This is a genomic window from Nonomuraea sp. NPDC001699 (assembly GCF_053596455.1).
The window spans coordinates 871,491-886,530 of sequence record NZ_JBSFGF010000002.1 but is presented as its reverse complement, the minus strand read 5'-3'; the positions used below and the strand labels follow the sequence as shown (position 1 = coordinate 886,530).

Sequence of the window (15,040 nt, the reverse complement as noted above, 5' to 3'; positions counted from 1 at the left end):
GGAGGGGGGTTCGACTAGTCTGCTCCGGACGCCCGTCCCCGCCCTTCCCTTGCCCGGCGGGGGCGCCGTGACCTGCCAGGAAAGGACCCCATGCCGCCCACACCGCCCGGCCCGTTCACCGGCCGCTCCGTCACCGACCTGGCCCGGGACCTGCGCGCCGGCCGCACCACCGCCGCCGAGCTGGCCCGGCTGGCGCTCGACGCGGCCGCCGCGCTGGGTCCGGCGCTCGGCGCCTTCGTCACCGTGGACCGGGAGGGCGCCCTGGCCGCCGCCCGGCGGGCGGACCAGGAGCTGGCCGCGGGGAGCGACCGCGGCCCGCTGCACGGCGTGCCGGTCGCCGTGAAGGACCTCATCGACGTCGCCGGCCTGCCCTGCACCATGGGGTCGCGGCACTTCGCCGGCCATGTCGCCGACGCCGACGCCGCCTGCGTGACGCTGCTGCGCCAGGCGGGGGCGGTGATCGTCGGCAAGACCACGACCCACGAGTTCGCGTACGGCCCCACCGGCGACCGCTCGGCCAACGGCCCCTCGCGCAACCCGCACGACCCCGGCCGCATGTCGGGCGGGTCGAGCGGCGGCAGCGCGGCGGCCGTGGCGGCGGGCATCGTGCCGCTCGCGCTCGGCACCGACACGGGCGGGTCGGTCCGCATCCCGGCTGCTCTGTGCGGGATCGCCGGGTTCAAGCCCGCCTACCACGCGATCCCCACCGCCGGGATGTTCCCCCTGTCGAGAAGCTTCGACCACGTCGGTGTGCTGGCCGCCGAGCCGCTGGACTGCCTGATCGCCTACCGGCAGCTGGCGGCCGGCGAGCCGCCCGCCGCCCGGGGCGGCTCCGGAGCGGCGGCGGCCGTCCGGGTCGGGTGGATCGATCCCACGGTCCTGTCGCCGTGCGACCCGCGCGTCGTGCAGGTCGCGCGGGCGGCCGCCGGGGCCGGGACGGGCGAGGCGCGGTTGTCCAGGGAGCTGGCCGAGGAGCTGCGGGAGACGTACGCGACGGTCCAGGGCGCGGAGGCCGCCGCCGTGCACGCCGACCGGATGGCCGCGGCGCCCGGACTGTTCGACCCCGAGGTGCTCGACCGGCTGGGCGCGGCCATGGACCTGCCCGCCTGGGCGTACGTCAAGGCCCTGGACGAGCGGCCCGCACTGGCCGCCGCGGCGCAGGCGTTGTTCGACGACCACGACGTGCTGGCGCTGCCCACCGTACCGCTCGTCGCGCCGCCGCTGGGCGAGCGCGGGACCGAGCTGGACGGCCGGGCCGTCGCCGTCCGGGCCGCGCTGCTGGCCCTGACCAGCCCGTGGAACGTGCTCGGCCTGCCCGCGCTGACCGTGCCGGTGGGCTCGGTGGACGGCCTGCCGGTCGGGCTGCAGCTCGTCGGCCGTCCCGGGCAGGAGGAGCTGCTGTTCCGTGTGGCCGCTCGCTGAGAGGTGAGGCTGAGGGGTGAGAAGGTGGGCCCCGGGTCGGCCCGGCGTAGGCCGCGCCCGGGGCGGGGGCCCGTGTCCGGCCGGGGGGCGCCATTCCCGTCGGCCAGGCCGAAGCCCACGGCCCTTTTCTTTCAGGGCCGTACGTCCGAGTGGCAGGATTCGAACCTGCGATGCTCCTGCACCCAAGGCAGGCGGGCTGACCAAACTGCCCCACACTCGGTCATGAAATCAAAGAAGCCGCCCCCGGCCGAGGCCCGGGACGGCTTTCCTGGTGGATTCTCCGTGGAATCACCGGGAAAGCCTTGGCCGCAGCTCAGGCCGGTCGGCAGACGGCCTGGCGCATCGGGGTCCGCGCATGGCCACCGCCTTTCTCGTCGTTCCGGAAATGTCGTTCCCGGCGTGCTCCACGGTAGACCGGCGGCAGCCTGACATGCCAGGCATTTATCGCCGGTCGCGGTCACGGTCGTTCGTCCAGGCCACGCCGGCGCGCGTTTCGGGCGCCTCGACGCGGAACCGGGGAAGGGCGTCCGGGTAATTGTCGCGGACGAAATTGACGAGGAATTCGCGGACGTCGCACTTGAGGTCCCAGGAGGAGGGCGAGTCGGCGGCGCTCATCAGGGCGCGCAGTTCGACCAGGCCGTTGGGCAGCACGTCGGTGACCTGGAGCGTCCAGTCCTTCTGGTCCCACAGCGGGTTGCCCTGGAGGAACTCGTACAGGGCCTCGCGCAGTTTGGGCACCGGCACCGCCCAGTCCACGCGCAGGAACACCACGGCGAGCACCCGGCTGCCGTGCCTGGTCCAGTTCTCGAACGGGTTCTGGGTGAAGTAGGAGACGGGCAGCACCAGCCGCCGCTCGTCCCACAGGCGCAGCACCACGTACGTGAGCGTGAGCTCCTCGATCCTGCCCCACTCCTTCTCCACGACGACCACGTCGTCCAGCCGCAGCGCGTCGCTGAAGGCGAGCTGCAGCCCGGCCAGCATGTTGCCGATGGTCGGCTGGGCCGCGATGCCGACGATGGCGCCGGCGATGCCGGCCGAGGCCAGCAGCCCGGCGCCGAGCGCCCGCACCTGCGGGAAGGAGAACAGCATGGCGCCGAGCGCGATGACGATGATGACGGCGGCGGCGATGCGGCGCACCAGCGCGATCTGCGTCCTGATCCGCCGCGCCCGCCGGTTGCGCTCGCCCTCGACGAGCACCAGCCGGTCGAGAACGACGTCCGTCAGCGCGTACGTCGCCTGGATGATCAGCCAGGTGACCGTGCCGATGGTGAGCAGGCCGATGATCCGGTCGATCGACTGGGCCGTGGGGGTGTCGCCGAAGCTGCCGGGGGCGAAGACCAGGTTGCAGGCCACCGTGGCGGCCACGAAGAACGCCGGCCAGGTGCAGTGTTCGACCAGGTGCCGGGCCAGGGCCCATTTTCGTCCGACCCTGATCAGCACCCGGCGGACCACCTCCACCAGGAGCACCGCTCCGACCACCGAGATGACGAGGATCGGCCAGGCTTCCGGCGACTGCACGTTTTGCGCCCCCTATGTTGTAGAACGTCGCTTCAAGGTCACATTGCCCTCAACCGCCACTTCATACGCGCGGACACGCCGCCGGAAGCCGAAGGAGGCGAACCGGCGACGACGCCCGGAGCGGCCGTTCGGTGACCGCTCAGTGACCACTCAGTGAGCGGTCAGTGGCCGTTCAGTGGCCGTTCCCGCAGCTGCCCCAGCAGGTCGTGGCCCGGGTGCTGGCCAGCAGGCCGAGGTCGCGCAGCACGGCCTGCGTGCGCTCGACCTCGGAGGTGAGCCAGAGCCGGAAGTCGTCCCCGCTGAGCGGGATCGAGATCCACCCCGCCTTGCGGCACGCCCGCCGCCACGAGGGCGAGGAGGTCACCTCGTCGCACATCCGGACGGCCGACTCCCGGCCGTTGTCCGGCATGTCGTCGGGCCCGACGGCCGCGGCCCAGTCCGCGAAGTCCACCCGTACGCCGCACTCCAGCAGGGTCGGGACGTCGAGCCCCGGCACCCGGCGGGCGCACGAGACGGCCAGCGCCCTGACCCCGCCGCCGTCGATGACCGCCCGCCAGTCGCCGAGCAGGCCCGCCGCGGCCGCCGCCTTGCCGCCGAGCAGGGCGGACACGGCCTCGTGGCTGCCCGGGTAACCGGTGTAGTCGATCTGCCTGGTGTCGGCGCCCAGCCCCTTGGCGATCAGGCCGAACAGCAGGTGGTCGGGTTCGCCCTGCGGCCCACCGGCCAGCATCGTCCCGCTCGGGTCGGTGCGCAGGTGGACGCCGAAGTCGTCGAAGTCCTTGAAACGGGAGTTGACGGGCACGACGACGACCTCGACGTCGCCGGTGAGCCTGGACAGCGGGGTCGAGGTGTCGAGCAGCGTCTGCCCGTTGTTCAGCTCGGAGGCGGCCAGCGCGGGCAGACCGGTCACGGTGATCGGCGTGCCGGTGGACGACGTGCCGACGCCGGAGGCGCGGGCGGCGGCGGCGAACGCCTCGCCGACGCGGGCCCAGCGGCGGCCCCCGGCCACGATGGAGAACCGGCCGCCCGCGTCGGCCGGGCCGCCGCCGACGCGTCCCGTCCCGCACCCGGCCGCGCACGCCGCCGCGCCCAGGGTCCATGCCAAGAATCGCCGACGACGCATCCGCCCTCCCCCGACCTTCGCGAGTCCGCCCTTACCTCAGGTTATTGACGCTTCACTCGCTGTTACACATCGGGATACGGTTAACCGATATTTCGGCGTATAGCGGGGTCACTCCGGCTTCGCGGCCACCCCGGCCATCAGGGACGACGGCAGCGACCAGTCGCCCACCAGCTTGGGCCGGTCCGGCCGCCAGTCCACGGCCTGCACCAGGCCCGGCGGGTCGAACGCGAAGCCGCCGAAGAAGGCGCGGATCTCGGCCGGACTGCGGTCGCCACCGCCCGAGCTCGACGAGCCGCGCCGGACGCCCCGGGCGTCCCCCTCGTCGTCGGACAGGCGTCCCATCGAGGTGGCGTGGGAGATCACGAGGCGGCTGCCGGGCGCGACCGCCTCGCGCATCGCCGCCACCGCGCCCTGCGGATCGGCCGCGTCGGGCAGGAAGTGCAGGATCGACACCAGCACGATCGCGACCGGCCGCGACAGGTCCAGGAACCGGCCGGCCCGGGCCAGCACCTCTTCGTGGTCGAGCAGGTCGGCTTCGAGGAAGGCGGCCCTGCCCGACCCGGCCAGCAGGGCCCTGGCGTGCGCGGCGACGACCGGGTCGTGGTCGACGTAGACGACCCTGGCCTCCGGCGCGACCTCGTGCACGCTGCCCTGCGTCGGCAGCCCGCTGCCCAGGTCGATGAACTGGGTGACCCCCGCGGCACTGACGTAGCGCACGGCACGCTGCAGGAAGGCCCGGTTCGCCCGGGCCAGCGGGACCGCCTCCGGGACCAGCTCGGCGAGCTGCTCGATGGCCAGGCGGTCGACCGCGAAGTTGTCCTTCCCGCCGAGCATGTAGTCGTACATGCGTGCGAGATTGGGCGTGTGTGGGTCGAACTGCCGCACAGTACTGAATTTAGGTGGTCCGCAGCCGGATAAACACTACCCCGCACGGATTGTGGCTGAATTTATTCGACAGTCACGCTCTTGGCGAGATTGCGAGGCTTGTCGACGTCCCTGCCGAGGGCGACCGCCGCGTGGTAGGCCAGCAGCTGGAGCGGGATCGTCAGCAGCATCGGGTCGAGCTCGATCTCGTTCTTCGGGATCACGATCACGTCGTCGGCCAGCTTGGCGCCGGGCTCGCGGTGGCCGACCATGAGCACCTGGCCGCCGCGGGCGCGGATCTCGCCGAGCGTGGTGAGGTTCTTGTCGAGCAGCTCGTCGTCGGGGACGACCGCCACCGTCGGCATGTCGGGACCGATCAGCGCGAGCGGCCCGTGCTTGAGCTCGCTGGCCGGGTACGCCTCGGCGTGCACGTAGGAGATCTCCTTGAGCTTCTGCGCGCCCTCGCGGGCCACCGGGTAGCCCCGGACCCGGCCGACGAACATCATGCTCGGGTGCTTGGCGTACTTCTGCGCCAGCTCGGCGATCTTGTCGCCTTGGGCGAGGATCTCCTCGATCTGGCCGGGGAGCCGGCGCAGGCCCTCCACGATGCGCCGCCCGTCGGCGGGCGAAAGGTCGCGCACCCGGCCCAGGTGCAGCGCCAGCAGCGCGAAGGCGACCGAGGTCGAGGTGAACGCCTTGGTCGAGGCGACCGACACCTCGGGCCCGGCGTGCAGGTAGATTCCGCCGTCGACCTCGCGGGCGATGGCGCTGCCCACGGCGTTGACGATGCCGATCACCCGACCGCCCTTGCGCTTGAGCTCCTGGACGGCGGCGAGGGTGTCGTAGGTCTCCCCCGACTGACTGATCGCGACGTAGAGGGTGTCGGGGTCGACGACGGGGTTGCGGTAGCGGAACTCGCTGGCCGGCTCGGCGTCGGCGGGGATGCGCGCCAGCTCCTCGATGAGCTGCGCGCCGATCTGCCCGGAGTAGTACGCCGACCCGCAGCCGATGATCTTCACCCGGCGGAACGAGCGCGTCTCGCGGGCGTCCATGTTCAGGCCGCCGAGGTGGGCCACGTGGAAACGCTCGTCCAGGCGGCCGCTCATCGTGCGGGTGATCGTCTCGGGCTGCTCGGAGATCTCCTTGAGCAGGTAGTGCTCGTAGCCGCCGGTGTCGTAGTGGCCGGCGTCCCAGTCGACGGTCAGCGGCTCCTTGGCGGTCTCGCGGGCGTCGCCGGTGAAGGTGTGGAAGCCGTCGGCCTTGAGCACGGCCAGCTCGCCGTCCTCCAGGTGCACGACCTGGCGGGTGTAGCGGACCAGGGCGGCGACGTCGGAGGCGGCGAACATCTCCTTCTCGCCGATGCCGATCACGATCGGGCTGCCGTTGCGCGCCACGACCACCTCGCCGGGCCGCTCGGCGTCGATCACCGCGATGCCGTACGTGCCGACGATGGCCTTGAGCGTCTTCCTGACCGCCTCCTCCAGCGTGTCGTTCTCGTCGGCGGCGCGGGCGATCAGGTGGGCGAGGACCTCGGTGTCGGTGTCGGACAGGAACTCGACGCCGTCGGCCACCAGCTTGGCGCGCAGCTCGCCCGCGTTCTCGATGATGCCGTTGTGCACGACCGCGATGCGCTGGTCGGACGACAGGTGCGGGTGGGCGTTCTCGTCGCTGGGCACGCCGTGGGTGGCCCATCGGGTGTGGCCGATGCCGTGGTTGCCCTTGAACCGCACCGGGACGACCTTGGCCAGGTCGGCGACCCGGCCCTTGACCTTGCGTACCTTGAGGCCCTTGTTCGACACCACGACCCCGGCGGAGTCGTAGCCCCGGTACTCAAGCCGCTGCAGCCCTTCCAGCAGGATGGGCGCCGCGTCCTTGGGGCCGACGTAGGCCACGATTCCGCACATCGAGCTCTCCTCTTATCCGTAGACGATCCTGCGGAGCTGCCGCAGCGACAGCTCTGGTGCCGCTACCCGGCGTGCGGGTAACTCGGCGGCGATCCGGGGGAAGATCTCGTCGTTGGTCAGGCCGCGGGCCTTGAGCTCGCCGTGCCGGCGCCGTACGAACTCCTCGACCGTCTCGGAGAAGTACGACAGAACGTCGGCGACCACGCGGGCCGCCTCTCCAGGGTCGAGCGCGCTCGTCCTGGTGAGGTGGGCGATGAGGTCTTCATAGGGATGCCGCGCCGTGGACACAGACGAGGACATTACGCATCTGGAGCGGGACACGCCAACATCCTGCCCGGAATCGGGCAGGATTTAACTCCAACGCGCTTCCGCTTCTCCCCATCGCTCGCCGATGAGCTGGTAGGCGGATTGGCGGCGGATCCCGCGGTTCTCATCCGTATCATCCGACCCGTCTGACACATCCCTTTCTGGGAATGGTTACGCTCAGTGATCGAGTAGTGCCGTTCCGTGGGGAGATGTCATGCAGCTCCGGCTTGCCGTCCTGGTCGCCAGCGTGATCGCCGCCGTCGGCGGTCCGGCCGCCCCCGCCGTCCCCGCCGTCACGGGCGTCCGGGAGCAGGGGCGGCAGGCCGACTTCGCGGCCGCCGCCGCGGAGTTCGGGGTGCCGGTGAGCGTGCTGCTCGGGGTGTCGTACCTGGAGTCGAGGTGGGACGCCAACCGCGGCCGTCCCAGCACGGCCGGGGGCTACGGCCCGATGCACCTGGTGGACGCGCTGGTGGACGTCGTCCCCGCCGGGCAGCCGCTCGCCGACGCCATGGGCGACGCCAGAGGCGACGACACCCGCCCGCTGCCCCGATCGGCGACGCGGCCGGCGGCCCGGCCGGCGGGCTCCTCCCGCACCGCGGCGATCCCGGACGCGACCCTCGCCCTGGCCGGCCGCCTGGCCGGGATCGCGCCGCGCACCCTGCGCACGGACCCGCGCGCCAACATCAGGGGCGGGGCCGCCCTGCTCGCCTCCTACCAGCGGCGTCCCACCTCCGACCCGGCCGGCTGGTACGAGGCGGTCGCCCGCTACTCGGGCAGCAGCGACCCGCTCGCCGCGCGGTCCTTCGCCGACGAGGTGTACGCGGTGATGGGCGAGGGCGTCGCGCGGCGCACCGACGACGGCTTCGACGTGCGCCTGGACGCCGTGCCCGGCCTGCGCCCGCCCACGACGCCGCCGAAGAGCGGGGCCGACGACGACTACGACGAGGACGACGACGACCCGTTCTTCTTCTCCGACATGGAACCCGAGGGCGACGACGACTCCGAGGCGGCCGACGAGTCCGACTGGGACGTGCCCGCGCAGGACGAGATGCCGCTGACCGCCGCCGACACGTCCGTGGAGTGCCCGAGCAGCCTCAGGTGCGAGTGGATGCCGGCCGCGTACAAGAGGTACGGCAAGAGGAAGGACCACGACTACGGCAACCACGACCGGGTCGAGGGCCGCAGGCAGGTCGACTACATCGTCATCCACGACACCGAGGGCGGCTACCAGGGCATCCCGTCGATGATCCGCAACCCGAAGTACGTGAGCTGGCACTACACGATCCGCTCCCGCGACGGACATGTCGCCCAGCACGTGCCGACGAAGGACATCGCCTGGCACGCCGGCAACTGGGACGTCAACGCCCGCTCGATCGGCATCGAGCACGAGGGCTACCTGGCCAAGGGCGCCTGGTACACCGAGGCCATGTACCGGTCGTCGGCCCGGCTGGTGCGCTACCTCGCCGGCCGGTACGGCATCCCGCTCGACCGCGCCCACATCCTCGGCCACGACAACGTGCCGGGCGCCACGGCCGACGCGGTCGCGGGCATGCACGAGGACCCCGGCCCCTACTGGGACTGGGCCCACTACTTCGAGCTGATGAACCACCCGATCAAAGGCGACGGGACGGGCTCGTCGGTGATCATCCGTCCCTCCTACGACGCCAACCGCCCGTACTTCACCGGCTGCGCCAGCACCAGGCCCGGCCGGCGGTGCCCGGAGCACGGATCGGCCAGCGTGTGGCTGCACACCGGGCCGAGCTCGACCGCCCCGCTGGTCACCGACCTCGGCAAGCACCCGGGGCCCAAGCCGAGCACGTACAGCGTCTACGACCACAGCGCCCGCGCCTCGACCGGGCAGCGGTACGCGGTGGCCGGGCGGGAGGGGGACTGGACGGCGATCTGGTACCTCGGGCAGCGGGCCTGGTTCCTCAACCCCGAGTCGGATCCGACTGCGGTGCCGGCGAAGGGCGCCCTGGTCACGCCGCTGGCCGCGGGCACCAAGGTGTACGGGCGCGCCTACCCGGAGCGGTCGGCGTACCGGGGCGGCGGGGCGCAGCCGTTGACGCCGCTGAAGTACCGGATCGGGCCGGGGCAGTCGTACTCGCTGGGCGGCACGGTCACCGGGTCCTTCTACTCGGCGAGCGCCTTCAACCCGGCCCGGCACGTACGGGTCACGGGGTCGGTCCGGTACCACCAGATCCAGCTCGGGCATCGTGTCGCGTTCGTCCAGGCCAAGGATGTGCGCGTCATCCGGTGAATTTCGCCCCACAGGGCTCGGGCTGCGCACGGGCACTCCGCGAAGACGATATGGTTTTCCCGTGGCCCCGCGAGTTCGCGGGGGATTCACGCGGAAGTGGCTCAGTGGTAGAGCATCACCTTGCCAAGGTGAGGGTCGCGGGTTCGAATCCCGTCTTCCGCTCGGAGTCAAACTCCTGGTGGAGTGGCCGAGAGGCGAGGCAGCGGCCTGCAAAGCCGTCTACACGGGTTCAAATCCCGTCTCCACCTCGGTGGTACAACGGACTCTTCTGGGTCCGGTAAAGTTAAGTGCGCACGCGGAAGTGGCTCAGTGGTAGAGCATCACCTTGCCAAGGTGAGGGTCGCGGGTTCGAATCCCGTCTTCCGCTCTGAGTGACAACTCAACAAGGACGATTAGCTCAGCGGGAGAGCGCTTCCCTGACACGGAAGAGGTCACTGGTTCAATCCCAGTATCGTCCACCTCTGCTCGTCGGCGGTCAGACCGGGTTTCGGCCCGGTCCGGACACCAGTCAAGCCCCAGCGACCGGCACATGCCGGACGACTGGGGCTTCTTCGTTTCGAGGGCCGGGCCCCGCCTCCCCTGGCAAGGCCCCCCGTTCCTCCGGCCTGCCCGGCGGTCAGGCCGGAGGACAGCGGACGGCACCGACCATCAGCCGCCAGACGCACCCCGCTGGTCACCCCGCCCCGCGAGCGGCCCGGCTCGGCCGCCTTCAGCCGGAACCGGTGCCGGCGTCGTTCGTTCCCATGTCGCCGGCCAGGTCGCGTTCGGCCTGTCCCCGGGCTGCGGCGTCGGCGTTCATCGCGGGCGGCAGGACCATCGCGCTGCCGGCCTGCGCCCGTTCCTTGATGCCGGGGATCTCGGTGTATCGCGGGCGTATCGAAAAGCGCATACGCCACCGCAACAGTCCTCCGTCTTCAGTTGAGGCACCGGCCGCGTGGTGGGTGATCGGTTGCCGACGGCGGTCGCCGTCAGACCTGCAACGGTCGGTTCGTCGTCAGGAAAGGACCGTGATCATGGACTCGGATTCTGTAGGTGGCATCGGCCGTCGGCGGCTGCTCGGGTGGAGCGGGGTGGCGGCTGCCGGCGTGGTGGCGGCCGGTGCGCCGCTGGTGGGCAGGCGGCCCGGCCCGCGAGGGCACCGTCCGGCCGCGACCGGCCCCGGCATCCCGCCGGACACCCGTCCCGGCGGAGCCTACGACCGGTACGTGGCGAAGCTGGCCGCAGAGGGCAGGTTCTCCGGCGTGGTGCTGTTGTCGCACCGGGGCAGGACGGTGCTGTCCCGCAGCTACGGCATGGCGGACAAGGAGAAGGGGATCCGCAACCACGAGGGCATCGCGTTCAGCCTCAGTTCGGCGGGCAAGCCGTTCGGCGCGGTGGCCATCTTGCAGCTGGTGCAGCAGGGCAAGGTGAAGCTGTCGGACACGGTGGGCACCCACCTCAAGGGCTATGCCAGGGACATCGCCGAACGGGTGACCGTCCACCACCTGCTCTCCGGCACCTCCGGGCTGAACACCCCGGAGGAGGATCTGCGGCGCATCTTCCGGAGCCGGGAGGAGGTGCACGAGTTCTACGAGCAGTGGGCCCGGAAGGCGAAGCTGGTGGCCGCCCCCGGCACTCCCACCGAACACGCCGGTGCCGAGGTCGTCATCCCGGCGCTGATCGTGGAGGCGGTGACCGGCAGGACGTACTGGGACTACGTCGAGGAGAACATCTTCAAGCGCTGCGGCATGACCGGCTCGGCGTTCCGCACGAGGCCGCAGTGGCTCACCGATGCGCATATCGCGCACCCTTACATGAGGTTGGCTGACGGCAGCGTGGTGGACGCCGTCCGCCACCTGGACAAGAGCAGCTCCAACCAGTCCACGCCGGGCAAGAACCCGGGCCGCAGCTTCATCGACGTCCCAGGGGACGGTGGCTTCGCCACCGCACCGGACCTGGTCCGGTTCGCGCACGCCCTGAGCGAAGGCACGGTGCTGGAACGGCCCTACGCCGAGGTGCTCACCGCGCCCAGGTCCCCCCACGGACCGCAGTCGTTCGGGGCTTACCAGATGCCGGTCCGCATCGTCAGCGGTCAGTGGGTGCACGGGCGGGCCGGTGCCAACCCTGGTGTCGGCGCCAGCTGGAACATCTACCCGTACACCGGCTGGGTCGGTGTCATCCTCAGCAACACCGACGGCGGGACGCTGCAGGAGCTGAACGAGCGGGAGGTACAGGCTGTCACCGGAGGCTCGCCGGGCGGCGGCGGGGGTGGCTGAGGTGGTCCGGCGGTCGACACGAAGAGAACGGATCTCCTGACGTCTCCCGTGGCCACCGCAGCCCGATGTCAGCCGGTCGCAGTCCTTCCGCGTGCGTCCCGGCTTGGCGCGGCGGACGTCGCCGCCAGGTCATCGGCTCCGCGGCCACACCTTTGAGAGGCCTTCGAGCGAGCGAGGAGTTGGTCATGGATCGCATGGTGGAGATCGCCATTCCGGTCTACAACGAGCAGCATGTGCTGGCGTGCAGCGTGCGCAGACTGCACGCCTATCTGGAAGAGACATTCCCCTACCGGTTTCGGATCACGATCGCCGACAACGCCAGCGTCGACGGAACGTGGCAGGTTGCGCGGGAGTTGGAGACCGAACTGCAAGGGGTCCGGGCAGTGCGGCTGGAGCAGAAGGGCCGGGGACGGGCGCTGCGGCATGTGTGGAGCCACAGCGACGCCGACGTGGTCGCCTACATGGACGTGGATCTGTCCACCGATCTGGACGCGTTCTTTCCGCTGGTGGCGCCGCTGATCTCCGGGCACAGCGATCTGGCCATCGGGACTCGGCTGACTCGCGGGTCGGCGGTGGTGCGCGGCCCGAAAAGGGAGCTGATCTCCCGGGGTTACAACGTGTTGTTGCGCACGACGCTGTCGGCCCGCTTCACCGACGCCCAGTGTGGTTTCAAGGCCGCGCGGACCGTGATCGCGAGGGCGTTGCTGCCGTCGGTGCAGGACGACAAGTGGTTCTTCGACACCGAGTTGTTGCTGCTGGCCGAGTGCAACGGGCTGCGCATCCACGAGGTGCCGGTGGACTGGGTCGACGACCCCGACAGCCGCGTGGACGTGCTGCGAACCGCGCTGGATGATGTGAAGGGCATGGCCCGGGTGGCGCGGCGCATGCTGACGGGCGCGTTCGACGCCCCGGTGGAGAGCCGGCCGAGGCCGCGGCTGCCGGCGGGGATGGCCCGGCAACTGCCGACTTTCGCGATCATCGGGGTGTTCAGCACGATCGCTCAGCTGCTGCTGTTCGTGCTGCTGCGCATGGTGATGGGGCCACTGTGGGCGAACGCGGTCTCGCTGTTGATCACCACTGTCGGCAACACCGCCGCCAACCGCCGTTTCACCTTTGGGGTGACGGGCCGTGAACGGGCGTTCAGGCAGCAGTTGGAAGGCGGTCTGGCGTTCCTGCTCGGACTGGTCCTGAGCACCGGCTGCTTGGCCCTGCTCCACGCACTGGCGCCCGAGCCGCCACGGGCCGTCGAGGTCGCCGCGTTGGTGACCGCCAACGGGGTCGCGACGCTGGTGCGGTTCCTTCTGATGCGCACCTGGATCTTCCATCCACGGCGCCTTGGGCACCGGTCGCCCCCGGCCGATCCGACCATCGACACGGCCCGGAAGGACGAGGTCGCATGACCATCCGCGTACGTCGTTCACAGACGCCCTCCGATCCGCCGGGCCTGCCTGACAGGCCCGGCGGGAGTCGCCGCTCGGATGCCGGATCGGGGTGGCTGCGCCGACTGGCCTTGGGCGGGCCTGAAGATCCGCGCTGGTCGCGTCCCGGGCTCTGGTGCGTGCTGTCGGCGGCTCTCGTGCTGTACGCGTGGAACCTGTGGTCGGCCGGCTACGCCAACTCCTACTACTCGGCGGCGGTCAAGAGCGGCACCGAGAGCTGGAAGGCGTTCTTCTTCGGGGCCCTGGACTCCGAGTCGTTCATCACCGTGGACAAGCCTCCGATGGCACTGTGGGCGATGGGGCTGCTCGCCCGCGTCCTGGGGTTCGGGACGTGGAGCCTGATGTTGCCGCAGGTGCTGGCCGGGGTGGCCGCCGTCGCGGTGCTGCACGCCACGGTACGGCGCGCGGCCGGGTTTCCGGCGGCGCTGATCGCTGCCGGGGTGCTGGCGCTGACCCCGATCACGGTGGCCATCAACCGCGACAACAATCCTGACACGCTGCTGGTGCTGTGGCTGGTGCTGGCTGCGTGGTCGTGTCAGCGCGCGATCGAGTCGGGACGCCTGCGCTGGCTGCTGGCCTCGGCCGCGTTCGTGGGGTGCGGGTTCGACACCAAGATGCTGCAGGCGTTCGTGGTCGTCCCGGCGCTGGCGCTGGCCTACCTGGTGGCGGCCAGGCCGGGCGCGCTGCGCCGGGTGTGGCATCTGCTGGCGGCGGGTGCGGCGCTGGTGGTGTCGAGTTTCTGGTGGATGGTGGTGGTCGACTTGACCCCATCCGGGAATCGCCCGTTCATCGGAGGCAGCACCGACGGCACCGTGCGTGACCTCGTCATCGGCTTCAACGGCCTGGGCCGGATCTTCGGCCTGGAGACGCACGGCGGCGGCCGTGGCGGCGGGGGGTTCGGTGGCGCCGCGGGCGTGGGACGGATGTTCAACGACATGGTCGGCGGTCAGATCTCCTGGCTGCTGCCGTTCGCGGTGCTCGCGCTGATTGCGGGGATGGTGCTGCTGTGGAAGCGGCCGCGCACCGACCTGGCACGGGCTGGGCTGGTGCTGTGGGGCGGCTGGCTGGCGACGTACTACGTGGCGTTCAGCTTCGCCAAGGGCGTGTTCCACCCGTACTACACCACATCACTGGCCCCCGCGATCGCCGTACTGGTCGGAGTGGGCGGGGTACTGCTGTACAGCGCTCACCAGGGGTCGGTCCGGTGGTCGTGGGTGCTGCCCGTGGGCGTCGCGGTCACAGGTGCGTGGTCGTTCGCGCTGCTGAACCGGACGCCCGACTGGAATCCATGGCTGCGCTGGGTGATCGTGGCGGCGACCGTGCTGGCGGTGCTCGCGCTGGTGGCCGCGCGGCCGCGGTGGGCGCCGGGCCCCGGCATCGTCGTCGCGTCGATGACGTTCACGCTGGTCGCAGCCCTGGCAGGGCCGGGCGCGTACGCGGCGGTGACCGCGTTCGGCGGCGGCAACACCAGCGGCAACGCGCTGGCGGGGCCGTACGCGGCGCAGGCCCAGAACGGTCAGGCCCAGAACGGTCAGGCGCCGCCCCAGGGGCGGGGCGGCATGCTGGTGGTCGGCGGACCGGCCGGTGAGTTGAGCGACGACATGGTCGACTACCTGCTCAGGAACCGGGGCGGTGCGCGCTGGCTGGTCGCCGTGGTCAGTGCCCAGCAGGCGTCGTCGATCATCCTGTCGACCGGCGAGCCGGTGATCGCGATGGGCGGCTTCACCGGGCAGGACCCGGCGATGACGGTGGCCGGGCTGCAGGAGTACGTCCGCAGGGGCGAGCTGCGTCACATCGTGATCAACGGGTCGGGTGAGAGCGGCCCGATGAGCGGCGACCCCGCCGTCGCCCAATGGGTGCGGAAGAACGGTACGAGGGTTCCCGCGAGCACGTACGGCGGCACGTCCGACACGGGCGGCGGTGAACTGTACCGGCTCGGCTGAGGGAGC

General features: G+C 71.2%; 11 protein-coding genes and 5 tRNA genes. 9 read left to right on the top strand and 7 right to left on the bottom strand.

The genetic code is table 11. From position 1 onward, the window contains the following. Window positions 1-90 precede the first annotated feature (90 nt). Complete coding sequence (locus tag ACWCSU_RS09560; protein WP_449934682.1) at window positions 91-1,422, top strand: amidase; 1,332 nt, start codon at window positions 91-93, stop codon at window positions 1,420-1,422. Between the two features lie 144 nt (window positions 1,423-1,566). Here the strand turns inward: ACWCSU_RS09560 and ACWCSU_RS09555 are convergent. The 6 genes from ACWCSU_RS09555 to ACWCSU_RS09530 form a co-directional block, all read right to left on the bottom strand. Continuing rightward, a tRNA-Pro gene (locus ACWCSU_RS09555) sits at window positions 1,567-1,642 on the bottom strand. A 221-nt stretch (window positions 1,643-1,863) separates the two neighbouring features. After that, entirely contained in the window at window positions 1,864-2,940 is a 1,077-nt protein-coding gene (locus ACWCSU_RS09550; protein WP_357706702.1) for a mechanosensitive ion channel family protein, read from the bottom strand. Window positions 2,941-3,112: 172 nt separating this feature from the next. Continuing rightward, window positions 3,113-4,063, bottom strand: a complete 951-nt coding sequence (locus ACWCSU_RS09545; protein WP_449934681.1) for a tripartite tricarboxylate transporter substrate-binding protein — start codon at window positions 4,061-4,063, stop codon at window positions 3,113-3,115. Window positions 4,064-4,171: 108 nt separating this feature from the next. Then, complete coding sequence (locus ACWCSU_RS09540; RefSeq protein WP_449934680.1) at window positions 4,172-4,948, bottom strand: SAM-dependent methyltransferase; 777 nt, start codon at window positions 4,946-4,948, stop codon at window positions 4,172-4,174. A 62-nt stretch (window positions 4,949-5,010) separates the two neighbouring features. After that, window positions 5,011-6,831, bottom strand: coding sequence for a glutamine--fructose-6-phosphate transaminase (isomerizing) (gene glmS / locus ACWCSU_RS09535; RefSeq protein WP_357706705.1), 1,821 nt, complete (start codon window positions 6,829-6,831; stop codon window positions 5,011-5,013). Window positions 6,832-6,843: 12 nt separating this feature from the next. Next, window positions 6,844-7,119, bottom strand: coding sequence for a hypothetical protein (locus ACWCSU_RS09530; RefSeq protein ID WP_449934679.1), 276 nt, complete (start codon window positions 7,117-7,119; stop codon window positions 6,844-6,846). A 232-nt stretch (window positions 7,120-7,351) separates the two neighbouring features. Between ACWCSU_RS09530 and ACWCSU_RS09525 the strand changes: the two genes are divergently transcribed. The 5 genes from ACWCSU_RS09525 to ACWCSU_RS09505 all read left to right on the top strand — a co-directional run bounded on the left by ACWCSU_RS09525 (window position 7,352) and on the right by ACWCSU_RS09505 (window position 9,855). Next, complete coding sequence (locus ACWCSU_RS09525) at window positions 7,352-9,397, top strand: N-acetylmuramoyl-L-alanine amidase (protein ID WP_449934678.1); 2,046 nt, start codon at window positions 7,352-7,354, stop codon at window positions 9,395-9,397. 90 nt (window positions 9,398-9,487) lie between these two features. Next, a tRNA-Gly gene (locus ACWCSU_RS09520) sits at window positions 9,488-9,559 on the top strand. A gap of 15 nt (window positions 9,560-9,574) precedes the next feature. Beyond that, window positions 9,575-9,645, top strand: a tRNA-Cys gene (locus ACWCSU_RS09515). Between the two features lie 47 nt (window positions 9,646-9,692). Next, a tRNA-Gly gene (locus tag ACWCSU_RS09510) sits at window positions 9,693-9,764 on the top strand. Window positions 9,765-9,783: 19 nt separating this feature from the next. Continuing rightward, a tRNA-Val gene (locus ACWCSU_RS09505) sits at window positions 9,784-9,855 on the top strand. 251 nt (window positions 9,856-10,106) lie between these two features. On the opposite strand, the gene ACWCSU_RS09500 is transcribed toward ACWCSU_RS09505, so the two are convergent. Continuing rightward, complete coding sequence (locus ACWCSU_RS09500; protein ID WP_449934779.1) at window positions 10,107-10,286, bottom strand: hypothetical protein; 180 nt, start codon at window positions 10,284-10,286, stop codon at window positions 10,107-10,109. 124 nt (window positions 10,287-10,410) lie between these two features. Here ACWCSU_RS09500 and ACWCSU_RS09495 point away from each other — a divergent pair, with 124 nt between their 5' ends. The 3 genes from ACWCSU_RS09495 to ACWCSU_RS09485 all read left to right on the top strand — a co-directional run bounded on the left by ACWCSU_RS09495 (window position 10,411) and on the right by ACWCSU_RS09485 (window position 15,034). Continuing rightward, window positions 10,411-11,652, top strand: a complete 1,242-nt coding sequence (locus ACWCSU_RS09495; protein WP_449934677.1) for a serine hydrolase domain-containing protein — start codon at window positions 10,411-10,413, stop codon at window positions 11,650-11,652. A gap of 185 nt (window positions 11,653-11,837) precedes the next feature. Next, the gene (locus ACWCSU_RS09490) at window positions 11,838-13,052 is read left to right on the top strand and encodes a glycosyltransferase (RefSeq protein WP_449934676.1); all 1,215 of its coding nucleotides are present in this window, start codon (window positions 11,838-11,840) and stop codon (window positions 13,050-13,052) included. Between the two features lie 158 nt (window positions 13,053-13,210). Further along, on the top strand, window positions 13,211-15,034 hold the full coding sequence (locus ACWCSU_RS09485; protein ID WP_449934675.1) for an ArnT family glycosyltransferase: 1,824 nt from the start codon (window positions 13,211-13,213) through the stop codon (window positions 15,032-15,034). The last annotated feature ends 6 nt before the right edge of the window (window positions 15,035-15,040 follow it).